Origin of the sequence: Aeromonas sp. 102P (assembly GCF_051920345.1) — a bacterium.
In the GTDB taxonomy this organism is placed as follows: domain Bacteria; phylum Pseudomonadota; class Gammaproteobacteria; order Enterobacterales; family Aeromonadaceae; genus Aeromonas; species Aeromonas veronii.
The window spans coordinates 2,434,761-2,452,089 of the sequence record NZ_JBQBCZ010000001.1; the positions used below are offsets into that span (position 1 = coordinate 2,434,761).

Consider the following 17,329-nt stretch of genomic DNA (forward strand, 5'->3'; position numbering starts at 1 on the left):
AATAAAACTCTGTAGTTAAGGAAAGATATCAATGGCCATCGAACGTACCTTCTCTATCGTTAAACCGGATGCTGTCAGCAAGAACCTGATCGGTGCCATCTATAGCCGTTTCGAAAGCGCAGGCTTGAAAGTGGTGGCATCCAAAATGCTGCACATGAGCAGTGAACAGGCTGCCGGTTTCTATGCCGAGCATCAGGGCAAGCCTTTTTATGACAATCTGGTCAGCTTCATGACCTCTGGCCCTGTCATGGTGCAGGTGCTGGAAGGGGAAGACGCCATCCGTCGCAATCGCGAGATCATGGGTGCTACCAACCCGAAAGAGGCGCTGGCTGGTACCTTGCGTGCCTGTTATGCCGAGAGCATCGATCGCAACGCAGTGCATGGCTCCGATGCACCGGCATCCGCTGCCCGCGAAATTGCCTACTTCTTCTCTGACAACGAGATCTGCCCGCGCGGCTGATTTTTGTGGATGATGACCCAAGGGAGCCTCGGCTCCCTTTGTTGTTTTCGCCGTTTACGCAATATCCCTCTATTCTCCAGGTGGAAAGCCAGACCCATTATTTGTACAATGCCGCCCCCTGACGTCGTCAGCCAATAATTGATGAAGTGTTTGAACTGAGGCCATTGATGAGCGAAACAAAAATCAACCTGCTGGATCTTGATCGGGATGCCATGCGTGCCTTTTTCGTCGAACTGGGCGAGAAGCCATTCCGGGCAGATCAGGTCATGAAGTGGATCTATCACTTTGGGTGTGATGATTTCGATCAGATGACCAACGTCAACAAGGTGCTTAAAGAGCGCCTCAAGGCGATCGCCGAGATCAAGGCGCCCGAGATCAGCCGCGAGCAGCGCTCTGCCGATGGCACCATCAAGTGGGCCCTGCAGGTGGGTGATCAGGAGGTAGAGACCGTCTACATCCCGGAAGATGACCGCGCGACCCTCTGCGTCTCCTCTCAAGTTGGCTGTGCGCTGGAGTGCAAGTTCTGCTCTACCGCCCAACAAGGCTTCAACCGCAACCTGAAAGTCTCCGAGATCATCGGTCAGGTGTGGCGTGCGGCCCGCGTGGTCGGTGGCAAGCGTCCCATCACCAACGTGGTGATGATGGGGATGGGCGAGCCGCTGCTCAACCTCGCCAACGTGGTGCCCGCCATGCGTCTGATGATGGATGACTACGGCTTTGGCATCTCCAAACGCCGGGTGACCATCTCCACCTCTGGCGTGGTACCTGCGCTGGACAAGCTGGGCGACCAGATCGACGTGGCGCTGGCTATCTCCCTGCACGCCCCGAACGACAAGCTGCGTTCAGAGATCATGCCGATCAACGACAAGTACAACATCGAGGAGTTCCTCGCCGGTGTCCGTCGTTATCTGGCCAAATCCAATGCCAACGGTGGCCGGGTGACCGTCGAGTATGTGCTGCTCGATCATATCAATGACGATATGCAGCATGCTCACGAGCTGGCCAAGGTGCTCAAGGACACTCCGAGCAAGATCAACCTGATCCCGTTCAACCCCTTCCCGGGCAACCCTTACGGCAAGCCGAGCAACAGCCGTATCGATCGCTTCTCCAAGGTGTTGATGGAGTACGGTTTCACCGTGATTGTCCGCAAGACCCGTGGTGATGACATTGATGCCGCCTGTGGTCAGCTGGTGGGTGACGTGATTGACCGTACCAAGCGAACTATCAAAAATCGGATGCAACAGGATGGGATTTCCGTCAAAATGGTTTAAATGCTAAGCCATTGTATAGACAGGGAATGGATACACGTACATTGATCGTAGTGGCAGCGCTCTGCGCGCTGCCAGGCTGTGTGACCGAGACCACTTACGCTGGCCAGAACTCGACCCAGCGTGAAGTGGGTCCTGACCTCAAGGCGGCTGCCCAAACCCGCCTCGACCTGGGTATCCAGTACCTGCGTCAGGGCAATGCCGAGCAGGCCAAGTTCAATCTTGACCGCGCCCTCCAGTATGACCCCTCCAACCCCCAGATCCAGATCGGTTTTGCCTACTTTTACCAGAAGGTAGGAGATTTCAAGGCAGCCGAGACCCATTACAAGAACGCCCTTGCCATGGATCCGTCCAATGCTGACGCAATGAACAACTATGGTGCCTTCCTCTGTGATCGCGGCAGGTATGCCGAGGCAGATCAGGCGTTCAACCAGGCTGTTATTCAGCCAGGCTATGTAAAAATTGCCGATACCTATGAAAATGCGGCACTTTGTGCGCTGCAAAATCGCAGAAATGATAAAGCAGGCGAGTACTATCGCCTGGCCTTGGGGTATAATCCCCGCAATCCAGGGTTATTGCTGGACTTGGCCGAGCTTTCCATGAAAGATGGCAAGCTGCCTGATGTGCAGTCCTACCTCGCCCGTTTTGCCGATGTGTCAGACGAGAACGAGGAGAGTCTCTGGTTGAGACTTCGGCTGGCACAGGCGATGGACAAGCCGGCATTACTTCACCAATTCGGGACTGAGCTGGTAAGGCAATATCCCACTTCGCAACAAGCCAAGCGTTATTTAGCCAATGACTATTGAACAGCAACACGATTTCCAAGACGACTCCCAGGCAGTAGGCCCAGGCCAATTGCTGCGCAACGCCCGTGAACAGCTTGGCTGGACACGAGAACAGGTTGCGTCCCGCATTCACCTTCGTCTGACCCTGATCGCCGCTATCGAATCGGATACCTACGACAAGCACACCTCCCATACCTTTATTCGGGGCTATCTGCGTACCTATGCCAAGCTGGTCGGGATCCCCGACGAGACCATTCTGGCTGCTTACGACAAGCTGGGTCTGACTCCTCCCGACAATATCGACATGCAGAGCTTCTCCCGTCGCTCCCGCCAGCAAGCCAACGACAGTCGGCTCAAGGTGGTGACCTGGCTGGTGATCCTGGTGTTGATTGCGCTCTCGGTCGCCTGGTGGTGGCAGAGTACTTCCCGTCGCTCCGCCGGTGATGAAGCGCTGGCAGCCACCGAGATGAGTGCAACCGGTTCGACTCCGGCTGAACCTGCCATCACGCCGCCCGATGCGATCAACACCGCTCCGGTGGAAGGCGCTGCCATCGCCCCGGCCGCCACGGACGTGGCTGCCCCTGCAGTGGTCTCCGATGCGACGGCTACCCTGGCGCCTGCTTCTGCGGCTGTTGCCCCGACCGATGTCAGTGCGGCTGTTGGCACTGCGACCGATGCTGCAGTATCCGGTGCCAATGGCACTGAATCTGAAGAGGCTGTCGTTGATCCGGCGACTGCGCCACAACTGAAGATGAGCTTCACCGCCGATTGCTGGCTGGATGTGAAGGATGCCAACGGCAAGACCCTGTTCAGTGGTCTGAAGAAGGCCAACGACGAGCTGGTGCTGGAAGGCGCCGAGCCCCTGAAGTTCATCATTGGCGCGCCCATGGCCGTCAAGCTTGACTACAAGGGTCAGTCGTTTGATATGAGCCGTTACAACAACGGTCGTACAGCCCGCTTCTCACTGCCGCAGGAGTAATCTGTTTCCCATGTCTTCTCACGAATCTCCCATCATTCGTCGTAAATCCAGACAGATCATGGTTGGTAATGTACCGGTTGGGGGCGATGCCCCCATTACCGTGCAGACCATGACCAACACCAAGACCACAGATGTCGCCGCCACCATCGAGCAGATCCAGCGGATCGAGCGGGTCGGTGCCGATATCGTCCGTGTCTCCGTGCCCACCATGGAAGCGGCGGAAGCCTTCCGGCTCATCAAACAGCAAACCCGCATCCCCATCGTTGCCGATATCCACTTCGACTATCGCATCGCCCTGAAAGTGGCCGAGTACGGTGCCGACTGCCTGCGTATCAACCCGGGCAACATCGGTAACGAGCAGCGGGTGCGCTCGGTGGTCGATTGTGCACGCGACCTCAATATCCCGATCCGTATCGGGGTCAATGGCGGGTCGCTGGAGAAAGATATCCAGGAGAAGTACGGCGAGCCGACCCCGGAGGCGCTGGTGGAGTCCGCCATGCGTCACGTGGACTACCTCGATCGCCTCGATTTCCAGGATTTCAAGGTGAGCGTCAAGGCCTCCGATGTGTTCCTGGCAGTCGGTGCCTATCGCCTGCTGGCCAAGCAGATTGAACAGCCGCTGCACCTTGGCATCACCGAAGCGGGCGGTTTCCGTGCCGGTGCGGTGAAGTCTGCCATCGGTCTGGGCATGCTGCTTACCGACGGCATCGGCGATACCCTGCGTATCTCGCTGGCGGCGGATCCTGTGGAGGAGGTGAAGGTCGGTTTCGATATCCTCAAATCCCTGCGTATTCGCTCCCGTGGCATCAACTTTATCGCTTGCCCATCCTGCTCACGGCAGGAGTTCGATGTGATCGCCACCGTCAATGCGCTGGAAGAGCGGCTCGAAGACATCATCACCCCGATGGATGTTTCCATCATCGGTTGTGTGGTGAATGGGCCGGGTGAAGCGTTGGTCTCCGACCTTGGTCTGGCGGGTGCCGCCAACAAGAGTGCCTTCTATGAGGGGGGCCAGCGGGTCGATCGGCTCGACAACAAGGATCTCATTCCAACTTTGGAGCGCCGCATTCGCGCCCGTGCCGCCATGCTGGATCCCGCCAACCGGATCCCGATGGACAAGGAGTGAGCGAAACAGGGCCACATTGGGTGGCCCTTTTTCCAGGTGACTGATTTTAAATCCCGCATCCGGATTCCCTGATTTTACCTTGGGGGGAAAATCCCTATAATGCGGCCAAATTTTACCTCTTTTTCTCGAGTATCAACGTGGCAAAACAGATCCAAGCTATTCGCGGTATGAATGATTGCCTGCCGGAGCAGAGCCCGGTATGGCAGAAGGTTGAACAGATCCTGCGCCAGGTCGTTGCCAGCTATGGCTACAGCGAAGTGCGCATGCCGATTGTCGAGCAGACTCATCTGTTCAAGCGCGCCATCGGTGAAGTGACCGACGTGGTCGAAAAAGAGATGTACACCTTTGAAGATCGTAACGGCGACAGCCTGAGCCTGCGTCCGGAAGGGACAGCCAGCTGCGTCCGTGCCGGTATCGAACACGGTCTGCTCTACAACCAGGAACGCCGGATGTGGTACATGGGCCCCATGTTCCGTCACGAGCGTCCCCAGAAGGGCCGTTATCGCCAGTTCCACCAGTTCGGTGTCGAGCTGTTTGGCATCAACGGGCCAGACATTGACGCTGAGCTGATCATGCTGACCCACCGTCTGTGGCGTCTGTTTGGCATCAGCGAGCATGTCACCCTGCAGCTCAACACCTTGGGTCAGAGCGCCGAGCGTGCCGCTTACCGCGATGCGCTGGTGGCCTATCTGGAGCAGTACAAGGATCAGCTGGACGAAGAGAGCCAGCGCCGCATGTACAGCAACCCGCTGCGGGTGCTCGACTCCAAGGATGAAAAGGTGCAGGCCATTTTGGTCGGTGCCCCGCGTCTGTTCGACCATCTGGGCGAAGAGAGCCTGGCCCACTTCGAGGGCCTCAAGCGCCTGCTCGAGTCTGCCGGTATCAAATACGAAGTGAACGAGCGTCTGGTGCGTGGTCTTGACTACTACAACCTGACCGTGTTCGAGTGGGTCACCAGCAGTCTGGGTGCCCAGGGCACCGTCTGTGCCGGTGGCCGCTACGATGGTCTGGTAGAGCAGCTGGGCGGTCAACCGACCCCGGCCGTGGGCTTTGCCATGGGCATGGAGCGTCTGGTGCTGATGCTGGAAACTCTCGAGCTCAACGCCGATATCCGCCCGGCGGTGGATGTCTATCTGGCGATGGTGGGCGAGGGGACCGAACAGGCTGGCTTCCAGCTGGCCGAGCGTCTGCGCGATGCCCTGCCGGACCTGCGCCTGATGAGCCACTGCGGTGGTGGCAACTTCAAGAAACAACTCAAACGTGCCGACAAGAGCGGCGCGGCAATCGCCCTGATCCTTGGTGAGACCGAGGTGCAAAACGGGGAGATCACTATCAAATATCTGCGTGGTCAGGCCGAGCAACAGACCGTCAAGGTTGACGCCGCCATTGCCCTGCTGGCAGCCAAAGGAGAGTAAGCTGTGGAAGTCTATACCACCGAAGAACAACAGGTTGAGGTTATCAAGGAGTGGTGGAAAGAGAACGGAACCTCGGTGATTGCCGGGACCGTGATCGGTCTGGTCGGTCTGTTCGGCTGGCGCTATTACAACCAGCACCAGCAAGAGACCATGGAGGCCTCCTCCCACTCTTACAACCAGGTGATTGAGCAGCTGGCCAAGGGCGATGCCGCCGGTTTCGAGCAGGCACAGCAGTTTGTTACCGCCAACAAGGGTGACTCCTACGGTGAACTGGCTGCGTTGCAACTGGCTGCCGCTGCCGTCAAGGCGGGCAAGCTGGATCTGGCTGCCGAGCAGCTGGAGCTGGTGGCGACCACGGGTGACGAGAGCATTCGTCCCATCGCGGCGCTGCGTCTGGCCCGTGTGCTGAATGATCAGGGCAAGGCAGATGAAGCGCTGGCCAAGCTGGCAACCATCCAGAATGAGGCCTTCAAGGCGCAGGTAGCCGAAGCCCGTGGTGATGTGCTGCAAAAGCAGGGCAAGACCGAAGAGGCTCGTGATGCCTATCAGGCGGCGGCGGATGCCGGCGGCCTGCAGGGTAGCGCCGAGCTCAAGCTGAAAATGGACGATCTGGCCCTGCCGGCCGTTGCGACTGGTGAGGCACCGGATGCGTAATCTATTCAAGATGGTGGCGCTGGGGGCTGCGGTCTCCTTCGCTCTGCAGGGTTGCTCCCTGTTCAGTTCCGAAGAGGATCTCAACCCGATGGCGCCGCTGCCCAAGGTTGAATCTGCCTTCACTGCCGACACCGCATGGTCATCTACTGTGGGTGATGGCATCGGTGACTTCTACTCCCAGCTCAAGCCGGTGGTGGAAGAGGATCGTATCTATGCGGCGGCCCGCGACGGCGATGTCAGCGCCTTTGACCGTGCCAGTGGCGATCGCCTCTGGACCGTCGATCTGGCCGACCTGCCGGTCAACGCCGACAAGCGTAGCGCTCGTCTCTCCGGTGGCCTGGTTTCCCGTTACGGCAAGCTGTTCCTCGGCTCCGAGAACGGGGTGGTCTACGCCCTGAACGAAGAGAATGGCGAAGTGCTGTGGCAGACCAATGTGCCCGGCGAAGTGGTGGCAAGCCCCGCGGTGGAAGATGGCCGCGTGGTGGTGTTGACCACCTCCGGTCGCCTGATCGCCCTCGACACGGATGAAGGCAAGATGCAGTGGTCGCTCTCCGAAGAGCAGCCGCCGCTGACCCTGCGCAGTGCCGGTGCACCGGTGATCACCAACGGCGCCGTGATTTACGGTCGTGCCGATGGCAAGGTGGGCATCGCTCTGCTGAGCAATGGCCAGCCGGTGCGCCAGTCCAAGGTGGCTGATCCGCGCGGTGCCACCGAGTTGGACCGCATGGTTGATGTCGATGCCAGCCCGCTGATTGCCGGTGATGAGCTCTACGCCATCGCCTACAACGGTCAGTTGATGGCGCGCAAACTGATGACCGGCGATGAAGTGTGGAAGCGCAAGTATTCCGGCTATCGCGATCTGGCGATGACCGGCAATGCCATCGTGCTGACCGACAGCCGCAGCCATCTGTTTGCCATCGACCGTCGCAACGGTCTGGAGCTGTGGTCCAACACCCAGCTGGAAAATCGTACTGTCACTGCACCAGTCATCTTCGGTGACTACGTGGTGGTGGGTGATGTGGAAGGATACCTGTATTGGCTTGATCGTACCGACGGTACCATCAAGGCGATGCAGCAGCTCGATAGCAGTGGTCTCTATGCCGCCCCGCTGGTGGATGGCGAGACCCTGTATGTGCAGAGCCGTGACGGCAAGTTGTACGCCCTCAAGCGTCCTTGATCGTCCGATAATGTGAATATCCGGCTCCTGGTCTTCGGACCCGGAGCCTTTGTCGTCTTGAGAATGAGGCTTTTATGACTCCTGTAGTAGCCCTGGTGGGCCGCCCCAACGTGGGCAAATCCACCCTGTTTAACCGCTTGACCCGTACTCGGGATGCCCTGGTTGCCGATTTTCCCGGTCTGACCCGGGACCGTAAATACGGTCAGGCGAAGTTGGGCGAGCTGGAATTTATCGTGGTCGATACCGGCGGTATCGATGGCACCGAAGAGGGGATCGAGCTGAAGATGGCCGAGCAATCCCTGCTGGCCATCGAAGAAGCGGACGTCGTGCTGTTCATGGTGGATGCCCGTGCAGGCTTGACCGCGGCGGATCAAGCCATTGCCGAGCACCTGCGCAAGGCCCACAAGAAGGTATTTCTGGTGGCCAACAAGACCGACGGTATCGACGGTGATTCCGCGGTCTCCGAGTTCTACGGTCTGGCGCTGGGCGAGGTCTACCAGATCGCGGCCGCCCACGGTCGTGGCGTGCTGAGCCTGCTGGAACTGGCCCTAGCTCCCCATCTGGAGACCTTGGTCGACTCCGCTACCGATGAAGATGCGCAGGATGAGGAAGAGGAGGACTTCGACGAAGAAGCCCTGCTGCGCATGGTGGCTGCCGGTGAACTCGATACCAAAGAGGACACCAAGGAGACCCCGTTCGCCGACCTGCCTATCAAGTTCGCCATCGTTGGCCGTCCCAACGTCGGTAAATCTACCCTGACCAACCGCATGCTGGGTGAAGATCGGGTCATCGTCTATGACATGCCCGGCACCACCCGTGACTCCGTTTACATTCCGATGGAGCGTGACGAGCAGAAGTATGTGGTTATCGACACCGCCGGTGTGCGTCGTCGTGGCAAGGTGCACGAGACGGTGGAGAAGTTCTCCGTTATCAAGACCCTGAAAGCTATCGAAGATGCCAACGTTTGCCTGCTGGTGATCGACGCCCAGGAGACCATCACCGATCAGGACTTGAGCATCCTTGGCTATGTGCTCCACGCCGGTCGCTCCGTGGTGCTGGTGGTGAACAAGTGGGATGGTCTGGATCAGAAGGTGAAAGAGGATGTGAAGAACGAGCTGGATCGTCGCTTGGGCTTCATCGACTTCGCTCGCGTCCACTTCATCTCCGCCCTGCACGGCAGTGGCGTCGGCCATCTGTTTGAATCCATTCAGGAGGCTTACCAGTCCGCCACCCGTCGTACCAGCACGGCCATGCTGACCCGCATCATGCAGATGGCGCAGGAAGATCACCAGCCGCCGATGGTCAATGGTCGCCGCGTCAAGCTCAAATATGCTCACGCCGGTGGCTACAACCCGCCGCGCATCGTGATCCACGGCAACCAGCTGAACGACTTGCCGGACTCCTACAAGCGGTATCTGATTAACTACTTCCGCAAGTCCCTCAAGATCATGGGCTCGCCGATCCGGGTCGAGTTCCAGGAGTCGGTCAACCCGTTTGAAGGGAAGAAGAACACCATGACCCTGAGTCAGGAACGTCAGCGCAAACGCCTGCTGAAAATGAAGAAGAAATAAGTCCTTGCGGCTGCCCTCACCGGCAGCCGCTTTGTTATCCTCGCCATGTTAAGGTGAGGAATAAGGTGAGGGGGATCTGCCATGGAACAAGACCATGGCAGATCCACTTTTCGAGGAGTTGATTATGGAAGCCCTGCTTTGTCCATCATGCCAGGCTGAACTGGATACCCGCAGCAAGGAGCAAACCTGTGGCCAGTGCCAGGCCCCTGTTCGCGTCACGGCCATCTGCCCCACCTGCCAGCAGGAGCTGGAGCGTCTCAAGGCGTGCGGCGCGGTGGATTACTTCTGCAACCACTGCAACTCGCTGATCTCCAAGCGGTCGGTACAGTTCAAGGCGGCGCTGGTGTAAGACAGTATTCAGGTGAGAAAGAAGATAAAAAACCCGGCGAATGCCGGGTTTATGCTGTGTGCTCTGCAATAAGCAGGGTATAGGATCGATTTCTGCGCCACAGGTTGCGCTTGATGTCATTAAGCTTGAGTTTGCGTCTGGGGCTCCAGCTGCACTTCGCTTTTCTGACCAGACTGATTTTTCTACGTTTTTGCATCTTGGTCTCCTCCCAACTCAGGTGGCCATCCCGGCCTTGGGTCATTGATGGAGCCCATCCGAAATTGCTGTTATTTAATCTCTCAACATAATGAAAACAATGCGATTTCGGATAGGCTCCGATGTGAATCGATGGTAACAGAGAAGTTTGTGTGAAAACAGCCGAATAATGGCTGGTTAGCGCATGGTGATCTGATTGACCACTTCGGCGATGGCGGTGGGGCGCTCGGCCAGCTCGGGCTCGCTGTCGTTGTCGTTGTCGAGACTCTCCCGCTGATGTGCCTTCTGTTGCTCGTTGTCGAGCCAGAGCAGACTCTGGTAATACTGGCGCACGTTGTTGACATAGTTGCGCGCCTCACTGCCACGGGCATAGCCGTAACGTACCTTGCGGTGCCAGCGCGCTTGCTGCAGCAGCGGCAGCACCTCTTTCACGTCGCTCCAGGCGTCGGGATTCTTGCCGAGCTCTTTGGTCAGGCGGCGGGCATCCATCATGTGGCCGTAACCGATGTTGTAGGCGGTGAGGGCAAACCACACCTTCTCGTCATCGGGCACCGAATCCGGCACCTTCTCCATCATCTGTTGCAGATAGAGGGAGCCACCTTTGATGCTCTCTTCCGGATGAAGCCGGTCGTTGACTCCCATCGCCTTGGCAGTGGGCTCGGTCAGCATCATCATGCCGCGCACGCCGGTGTAGGAGCGGGCCTGCGGGTCCCAGTGGGACTCCTGATAGCTGATGGCGGCGAGCAGACGCCAGTCGATATTCTTGGCGTGAGTCTGGAACAGCGGCTGGTACTTGGGCAGCAGGCTCTTGGCGCGCTTGAGGAAGGTGCGGGTATCGACAAAGTCGAAGTTCTGCACGTGGCCGAAGTACTTCTCGTCCAGCTTGGCGATGGCACCATCCATAAAGCGCTGACCGAAGAAGTCGATCACGCTGGCATAGAGGCTGTCATCGGGCAGCTTGCTCATGGCCCAGGCAACGGTCTGCTTCTGGGCCAGGGTCAGCCCCTCGGTGAGCTCCGGGTAGTAGCGCTGGGTACGGGCCAGCACGGTATCCTGCACCACCGTGTAGTCAATCTTGCCATCCACCACCTGCTTGAGCAGCTCCTCCACATCGGCGTTGTCGCTGGTGCTCCAGGCTAGTTTCGGATTCTCTTTGCTCATCTCTTTGAGCAGATCTTCACCGGTGGAGCCGGCGGCCACCACCAGCTTGCCCTTGATATCGTTCAATGAGGCCGGCTTGGGTTTGCCGTTGCGGTAGACCAGTTTGGGAGAGACCTGATAGAAGCCCGGGCCGAAGCGAAACAGCTCGCGCCGTTCGGGGGTGACCATGATGGCGGCAGCCGCCAGATCGAGTTTGCCCTTTTTCAGCAGGGTGACCAGTTGGTCAGTGGTGTCGACCGGGATGATGGTGAGTTTCACCCCCAACCAGTCGGCATAATTTTGCGCCAGCTCGTAATCGAACCCCTGGGCGAGGTCGTCACGCTGGTAATAGGAGGTGGGACCATAGATGGTGCCAACCCGGATCTCGCCTCGCTGGCGGATCTGCTCCAGCTGGCTGGAGGGGCTATAGAAGTCGCAGCCAACCAGTGTCAGCGTCAACAACAGCCCGATAAACAGTCGAAAAATGCAGCGCAAGTAGGTGAGTACCTTTGTTGAAAAAATCGGCATTTGTCAAAAAAGAGGCACCTTTATACCAGAGAGTGTGCGCAGAGTCACACTGCACGAAGTGAGAAAAACGTTTGTCCGCTGTGAGCCAGATCCCTATAATACGCGCGTCTCAATTCCCCCCCACTTTAAAACTTGGTGAGAAAGGTCATATGGATATCTTGCGTGGTGCCCCAGCACTGTCTGATTTTCGTGTCCAAAAACTGCTGCAACGCTTCGCACAGATGAGAAACGAGAGTGGAGTAGAGAGCGGAGTAGAGATAGAGGATGTCTATGCCGAGTATGTGCACTTTGCCGAGCTGACAAGCCCCCTCTCTCCCCCCGAGCGAGCGACCTTGGGCCAGCTCTTGCGCTACGGCCCGACCATCCCCGAACACACCCCCAGCGGTCAGCTGTTTCTTGTTACCCCCCGCCCCGGCACTATCTCCCCCTGGTCTTCCAAAGCAACCGACATCGCCCACAACTGCGGCCTGAAACAGGTCAAGCGGCTGGAGCGTGGTATTGCCTATTACCTGACCATCAAGGGGCAGGGTGAGCTGAGTGCCGCCCAGCGCAGCGCCATTGCCGCCGTGCTCCATGATCGGATGATGGAAGTGGTGTTTGCCGAGATGAGCGAAGCTGCCGCCCTGTTTGCTCACCACGAGCCGCGCCCCTTCACCCAGGTGGATGTGCTGGGCGGTGGTCGCGCAGCCCTGGCCGAAGCCAACGTGGCGCTGGGTCTGGCGCTGGCCGACGACGAAATCGACTATCTGGTGGAGAACTTCACCAAGTTGGGTCGCAACCCCAACGACATCGAGCTCTATATGTTCGCCCAGGCGAACTCCGAGCACTGCCGTCACAAGATCTTCAATGCCGACTGGACCATCGATGGCGAACAGCAGCCCAAGTCGCTGTTCAAGATGATCAAGAACACCTTCGAGCAGACGCCGGATCATGTCCTCTCTGCCTATAAAGACAACGCCGCCGTGATGGAAGGGAGCCAGGGTGGCCGCTTCTTCCCGAGCCCGGCCAACGGCGAATACCAGTATCACCAGGAACAGGTCGACATCCTGATGAAGGTGGAGACCCACAACCACCCGACCGCCATCTCCCCGTTCCCGGGCGCAGCCACCGGCTCCGGCGGCGAAATTCGCGACGAGGGAGCAACCGGTCGCGGTGCCAAGCCCAAGGCGGGTCTGGTCGGTTTCTCCGTTTCCAACCTGCGCATTCCCGGCTTCGAGCAGCCCTGGGAGCAGGATTTCGGCAAGCCGAGCCGCATTGTCAGCGCCTTTGACATCATGCAAGAGGGGCCGCTCGGCGGCGCCGCGTTTAACAACGAGTTCGGCCGTCCGGCCATTCTCGGCTACTTCCGTACCTTCGAAGAGGAGGTGCCGAGCCACAACGGCGTCGAGGTGCGTGGCTACCACAAACCCATCATGCTGGCAGGCGGCATCGGCAACATTCGCACCGAACATGTCCAGAAAGGGGATATCCCGGTCGGTGCGGCGCTCATCGTGCTGGGCGGCCCGGCGATGAACATCGGTCTGGGCGGCGGTGCCGCATCCTCCATGGCCTCCGGCCAGTCGGCCGAAGATCTCGACTTTGCCTCGGTGCAGCGTGACAACCCCGAGATGGAGCGCCGTTGCCAGGAGGTGATCGATCGCTGCTGGCAGCTGGGTGACGACAACCCTATCGTCTTTATCCACGATGTGGGGGCGGGTGGTCTCTCCAACGCCATGCCGGAGCTGGTCAACGACGGTGAGCGTGGCGGTCGTTTCGATCTTCGCGCCATCCAGAGCGACGAGCCGGGCATGAGCCCGCTGGAGATCTGGTGCAACGAATCCCAGGAGCGTTACGTGCTGGCGGTAGCGCAGGACAAGCTGCCGTTGTTCAAGGCGCTGTGCGAGCGTGAGCGCGCACCCTATGCCGTGATCGGTACCGCGACCGAAGAGAAGCATCTGACCCTCTCTGACAGCCACTTTGACAACCAGCCCATCGATCTGCCGCTGGACGTGCTGCTCGGCAAGGCGCCCAAGATGCACCGCGACGTGGTGACCCTGCCTGCACAAGGCAAAGCGCTCCAGCTCGATGGCATCACTTTGAGTGACGCGGCCGAGCGGGTACTGCGCCTGCCGACCGTGGCGGAGAAGTCCTTCCTGATCACCATCGGCGATCGCAGCGTGACTGGCTTGGTCAATCGCGACCAGATGGTTGGCCCCTGGCAGATCCCGGTGGCCGATTGCGCCGTCACTGCTGCCACCTACGACAGCTATCACGGCGAAGCCATGTCCATGGGCGAGCGTACCCCGGTGGCGCTGCTCTCCCACGCTGCCTCCGCTCGCATGGCGGTAGCGGAAGCGCTCACCAACCTGGCACCGGCCCACATCGGTTCCCTCAAGCGGGTCAAGCTCTCCGCCAACTGGATGGCCGCTGCCGGTCACCCGGGGGAAGATGCCGGTCTCTATGAGGCGGTCAAAGCGGTAGGTGAGGAGCTCTGCCCGGCCTTGGGCATCACCATTCCGGTGGGCAAGGACTCCATGTCCATGAAGACCCGCTGGCAGCAGGATGGCAAGGAGCACAGCGTCACCTCGCCGCTCTCCCTGCTCATCTCCGCCTTTGCCCGGGTCGAGGATGTGCGCAACACAGTCACGCCACAACTGCGTACCGATCTCGGTGAAACCGACCTTATCCTCATCGACCTTGGCAACGGCAAGCAGCGCCTCGGCGCCTCTGCGCTGGCGCAGGTCTATCGCCAGCTGGGTGACAAGGCGCCGGATCTCGACAATCCGGTCCAGCTCAAGGGCTTCTTCAACGCCATTCAGGCGCTGGTGGCTGATCGCAAACTGATCGCCTACCACGACCGCTCCGACGGTGGTCTGTTCGTCACACTGACCGAGATGGCGTTTGCCGGCCACTGCGGCCTCGACATCCAGCTCGATCGCATCGGCGGCGAGCTGCTGCCGGCGCTGTTCAACGAGGAGCTGGGCGCCGTCATTCAGGTGCGTCGTGAAGACAAAGAGGCGGTGATGACCCTGCTGGCCGGTCACGGTCTGGCGGCCTGCTCCCATGTGCTCGGTACCGTGCGCGAAGGGGATCTCATCACCTTGCAACGGGGCGGTCAGGAGGTCTATCGTGCCAGCCGCACAGCCCTTCGCACCATCTGGGGCGAGACCAGTTGGCAGATGCAGCGCCTGCGCGACAATCCCGAGTGTGCCGACAGTGAGCACGCGGCCCGTCAGGACGCCACAGATCCGGGTCTGCATGCCAAGCTGACTTACAACCCGTCCGAGGATGTGGCAGCCCCTTACATTGCCCGCGGGGTCTCCCCCCGTCTGGCGGTGCTGCGCGAGCAGGGGGTCAACTCCCATGTGGAGATGGCGGCGGCGTTCGATCGTGCCGGTTTCGCGGCGGTCGATGTCCATATGAGCGACATTCTCTCCGGTCGCATCAAGCTGGAAGAGTTCCAGACCCTGGTGGCCTGTGGCGGTTTCTCCTACGGTGACGTGCTGGGGGCCGGTGAAGGCTGGGCCAAGTCCATCCTGTTCAATGACAACGCCCGCGAGCAGTTCCAGCGCTTCTTCGAGCGCGGCGATACTCTCTCTCTGGGGGTCTGCAACGGTTGCCAGATGATGTCCAACCTGCGAGAACTCATCCCGGGTGCCGATCTCTGGCCGCGCTTTGTACGCAACCGCTCCGAGCGCTTCGAGGCCCGCTTCAGTCTGGTAGAGGTGCAAGACTCCCCGTCGGCCTTCTTCGCTGGCATGGCCGGCTCCGTGATGCCCATTGCCGTCTCCCACGGGGAAGGGCGTGTCGAGGTGCGCGATGCCGCTCACTTGAGCGCGCTGCAGCAGAGCGGTCTGGTAGGGCTGCGTTTTGTCGACAACCGTGGCAGCGTGACCGAGCAGTACCCGGCCAACCCGAATGGCTCACCGAACGGTATCACCGCCGTGACCACCACCGATGGGCGCGCCACCATCATGATGCCGCACCCGGAGCGGGTGTTCCGCACCGTGGCCAACTCCTGGCACCCCGACAACTGGGGCGAGGACGGCGCCTGGATGCGGATGTTCCGCAACGCCCGGGTTCGTCTGGGTTAATAGAGACAGCGCCAGCGCATAAAAACAGAAACCGGCCAATTGGCCGGTTTTTTTATCCGTGTCGTTACGGCTTGCCGAGCGGTTGGGGGATAAAGTCTCCCCGGTCGAGGATCCGCAGACAGGCATCCACCACATCCGCATCGAGCTGATGGCCGCGCATCTGGATGATTTGCTCCCTGGCCTGGGGAATGCCGAGGGCGGCGCGATAGGGGCGATCCGAGGACATGGATTCGACGATATCGGCGACGGTGAGGATGCGGGCCTCCAGCAGGATCTCATCCCCCTTGAGTCCCAGCGGATAGCCGGAGCCATCGAGATACTCGTGGTGCTGGTGGATCATTCGGGCGATGGGCCAGGGGAAGTCGATATCCTTGAGCACCAGATAGCCGATGGCGGGGTGTTCCTTGACCAGCTCGAACTCCAGCGGCGTGAGGCGCTCCGGTTTGGTGAGAATTTCGGCCGGTACCTGGATCTTGCCGATATCGTGCACCATGGCGCCCAGATAGATCCCCCGCAGCCGCTTCTCTTCCAGCCTGAGCTCTCGGCCGATGGCTTTGGCCAGCTTGGCCACATGTTTCTGATGGCCAGCGGTATAGGGATCGCGCTGCTCCAGCACGGCGGCGATGGCACCCAGCGCATCTTCCAGTGCCAGCTCCAGCTGGCGGGCATGGAAGATCTTCTCCTGTTGCGAGCGCAGATAAGCCTGCTGGGTATGGCGCGCCTGCAGGCCATAGGTGAGGTAGTCGGTCAGCTGGATGAAGAGCTGCTCCTCCTCCTGGCTGAACAACCGTGGCTGGTCGCTGTGAATGATCAGCGCACCGGCCAGATCCTCCTGCAGTGGCAAGGGGATCAGCAGGCGGGATCGCAACGGGTGGCGGCCGGTATGGGGCCGCTCGTGGAAGATCACCTGATTGAGGCGCCGCTGGTGGAGGATGGCCTGGGTGAGGGCCTCATCGTTCAACCACAGCGTTTGTTCCGAGGCATCGGCACTGCCTGCCTGCGCCACGATCCTCGGCGGTTGGGCGAGTTCGGGCTGGCTTTGCAGCACTGCCACCAGCGGAAAACGGTCATCGACGGCGATGGCATCGCAGATATCCTGCAGCAGTTGTGGCTCATCGCCCGGTTTGAGCAGGGCGTGGTGGGCGCGGCTGATCGCTTGCTGGGTCCAGGTGTACTGTTGCAGTTTCTCCTGCTGCCACTTCTGCTCGGTAATGTCTTCGAAGAAGACGCCGACCCCAACGATGACCCCCGCCTCATCACGCAGGGGAAACTTGGTGGTGCTGAGCCAGCGGGCTTCTCCCCCCTTCAGATAGGGCTCTTCGATGTGCTGGTGTATCCCTTCGCGCATGACTCGGGCGTCATCCTCCCGATAGCGCTGTACCAGTTCGGGGGGAAAGAAGTCGCAGTCATTCTTGCCCACCAGTGCCTCTGGTGAGAGGGCGAGATCCGCCGCCAGCAGGCGGTTGCCCGCGATGTAGCTGAAGCGGGTGTCTTTGAGCAGCACCCGATAGGGAAGCTGATCCATCACTTGGGTCAGCAACAGCGCCGAGGAGGGGAGCGCATCGGTCAGTGGGTGGGGGAGTGCACAGGAGGTGAGGAGTTCGGACAT

General features: G+C 59.7%; 13 protein-coding genes. 11 read left to right on the top strand and 2 right to left on the bottom strand.

All coding sequences use genetic code 11. The annotated features are described in order from the left end of the window. Positions 1-31 precede the first annotated feature (31 nt). From ndk to ACTG1K_RS11625, 10 genes are all read left to right on the top strand, one after another. Positions 32-460 (top strand): nucleoside-diphosphate kinase, encoded by a 429-nt coding sequence (ndk, locus tag ACTG1K_RS11580; RefSeq protein WP_005333805.1) that lies wholly within the window; start codon positions 32-34, stop codon positions 458-460. 167 nt (positions 461-627) lie between these two features. After that, positions 628-1,731: a bifunctional tRNA (adenosine(37)-C2)-methyltransferase TrmG/ribosomal RNA large subunit methyltransferase RlmN gene (locus ACTG1K_RS11585; RefSeq protein WP_005344856.1), complete on the top strand. Its 1,104-nt coding sequence runs from the start codon at positions 628-630 to the stop codon at positions 1,729-1,731. A gap of 11 nt (positions 1,732-1,742) precedes the next feature. Then, positions 1,743-2,534, top strand: coding sequence for a PilW family type IVa pilus biogenesis/stability lipoprotein TapF (gene tapF, locus ACTG1K_RS11590; RefSeq protein ID WP_085943024.1), 792 nt, complete (start codon positions 1,743-1,745; stop codon positions 2,532-2,534). Next, complete coding sequence (gene rodZ, locus ACTG1K_RS11595; protein ID WP_139428522.1) at positions 2,524-3,492, top strand: cytoskeleton protein RodZ; 969 nt, start codon at positions 2,524-2,526, stop codon at positions 3,490-3,492. The genes tapF and rodZ overlap by 11 nt, the downstream gene beginning before the upstream one ends. Before the next feature lie 10 nt (positions 3,493-3,502). After that, positions 3,503-4,618: a flavodoxin-dependent (E)-4-hydroxy-3-methylbut-2-enyl-diphosphate synthase gene (gene ispG, locus ACTG1K_RS11600; protein WP_005333801.1), complete on the top strand. Its 1,116-nt coding sequence runs from the start codon at positions 3,503-3,505 to the stop codon at positions 4,616-4,618. 137 nt (positions 4,619-4,755) lie between these two features. Continuing rightward, positions 4,756-6,033 carry a histidine--tRNA ligase gene (gene hisS / locus ACTG1K_RS11605; protein WP_033136069.1) on the top strand — a complete coding sequence of 426 codons (1,278 nt, stop codon included), beginning with the start codon at positions 4,756-4,758 and terminating at the stop codon, positions 6,031-6,033. 3 nt (positions 6,034-6,036) lie between these two features. Continuing rightward, a complete protein-coding gene (locus ACTG1K_RS11610; RefSeq protein WP_021229680.1) occupies positions 6,037-6,687 on the top strand; it encodes a YfgM family protein in 651 nt (216 codons plus the stop codon). Continuing rightward, the gene (gene bamB, locus ACTG1K_RS11615) at positions 6,680-7,864 is read left to right on the top strand and encodes an outer membrane protein assembly factor BamB (RefSeq protein ID WP_005333796.1); all 1,185 of its coding nucleotides are present in this window, start codon (positions 6,680-6,682) and stop codon (positions 7,862-7,864) included. Before ACTG1K_RS11610 ends, bamB begins: the two co-directional genes overlap by 8 nt. Before the next feature lie 74 nt (positions 7,865-7,938). Then, on the top strand, positions 7,939-9,435 hold the full coding sequence (gene der / locus ACTG1K_RS11620) for a ribosome biogenesis GTPase Der (protein ID WP_005333794.1): 1,497 nt from the start codon (positions 7,939-7,941) through the stop codon (positions 9,433-9,435). Positions 9,436-9,559: 124 nt separating this feature from the next. Further along, complete coding sequence (locus tag ACTG1K_RS11625) at positions 9,560-9,784, top strand: zinc ribbon domain-containing protein (RefSeq protein WP_005333789.1); 225 nt, start codon at positions 9,560-9,562, stop codon at positions 9,782-9,784. 372 nt (positions 9,785-10,156) lie between these two features. Here the strand turns inward: ACTG1K_RS11625 and mltF are convergent, their stop codons facing one another. Beyond that, on the bottom strand, positions 10,157-11,647 hold the full coding sequence (gene mltF, locus ACTG1K_RS11630; RefSeq protein WP_374836952.1) for a membrane-bound lytic murein transglycosylase MltF: 1,491 nt from the start codon (positions 11,645-11,647) through the stop codon (positions 10,157-10,159). 149 nt (positions 11,648-11,796) lie between these two features. Between mltF and purL the strand changes: the two genes are divergently transcribed. Further along, positions 11,797-15,720 (top strand): phosphoribosylformylglycinamidine synthase, encoded by a 3,924-nt coding sequence (gene purL, locus ACTG1K_RS11635; protein WP_440005417.1) that lies wholly within the window; start codon positions 11,797-11,799, stop codon positions 15,718-15,720. Positions 15,721-15,784: 64 nt separating this feature from the next. Here purL and ACTG1K_RS11640 read toward each other — a convergent pair whose 3' ends face one another. Then, complete coding sequence (locus ACTG1K_RS11640; RefSeq protein ID WP_440005419.1) at positions 15,785-17,329, bottom strand: HD domain-containing phosphohydrolase; 1,545 nt, start codon at positions 17,327-17,329, stop codon at positions 15,785-15,787.

Bases quoted from the DNA above. Each gene is read 5' to 3' on its own strand.
- bamB (WP_005333796.1), top strand. From the start codon at position 6,680: ATGCGTAATCTATTCAAGATGGTGGCGCTGGGGGCTGCGGTCTCCTTC.
- ACTG1K_RS11625 (WP_005333789.1), top strand. From the start codon at position 9,560: ATGGAAGCCCTGCTTTGTCCATCATGCCAGGCTGAACTGGATACCCGC.
- purL (WP_440005417.1), top strand. From the start codon at position 11,797: ATGGATATCTTGCGTGGTGCCCCAGCACTGTCTGATTTTCGTGTCCAA.
- ACTG1K_RS11640 (WP_440005419.1), bottom strand. From the start codon at position 17,329: ATGTCCGAACTCCTCACCTCCTGTGCACTCCCCCACCCACTGACCGAT.
- rodZ (WP_139428522.1), top strand. From the start codon at position 2,524: ATGACTATTGAACAGCAACACGATTTCCAAGACGACTCCCAGGCAGTA.
- ACTG1K_RS11585 (WP_005344856.1), top strand. From the start codon at position 628: ATGAGCGAAACAAAAATCAACCTGCTGGATCTTGATCGGGATGCCATG.
- der (WP_005333794.1), top strand. From the start codon at position 7,939: ATGACTCCTGTAGTAGCCCTGGTGGGCCGCCCCAACGTGGGCAAATCC.
- ispG (WP_005333801.1), top strand. From the start codon at position 3,503: ATGTCTTCTCACGAATCTCCCATCATTCGTCGTAAATCCAGACAGATC.
- mltF (WP_374836952.1), bottom strand. From the start codon at position 11,647: ATGCCGATTTTTTCAACAAAGGTACTCACCTACTTGCGCTGCATTTTT.
- ndk (WP_005333805.1), top strand. From the start codon at position 32: ATGGCCATCGAACGTACCTTCTCTATCGTTAAACCGGATGCTGTCAGC.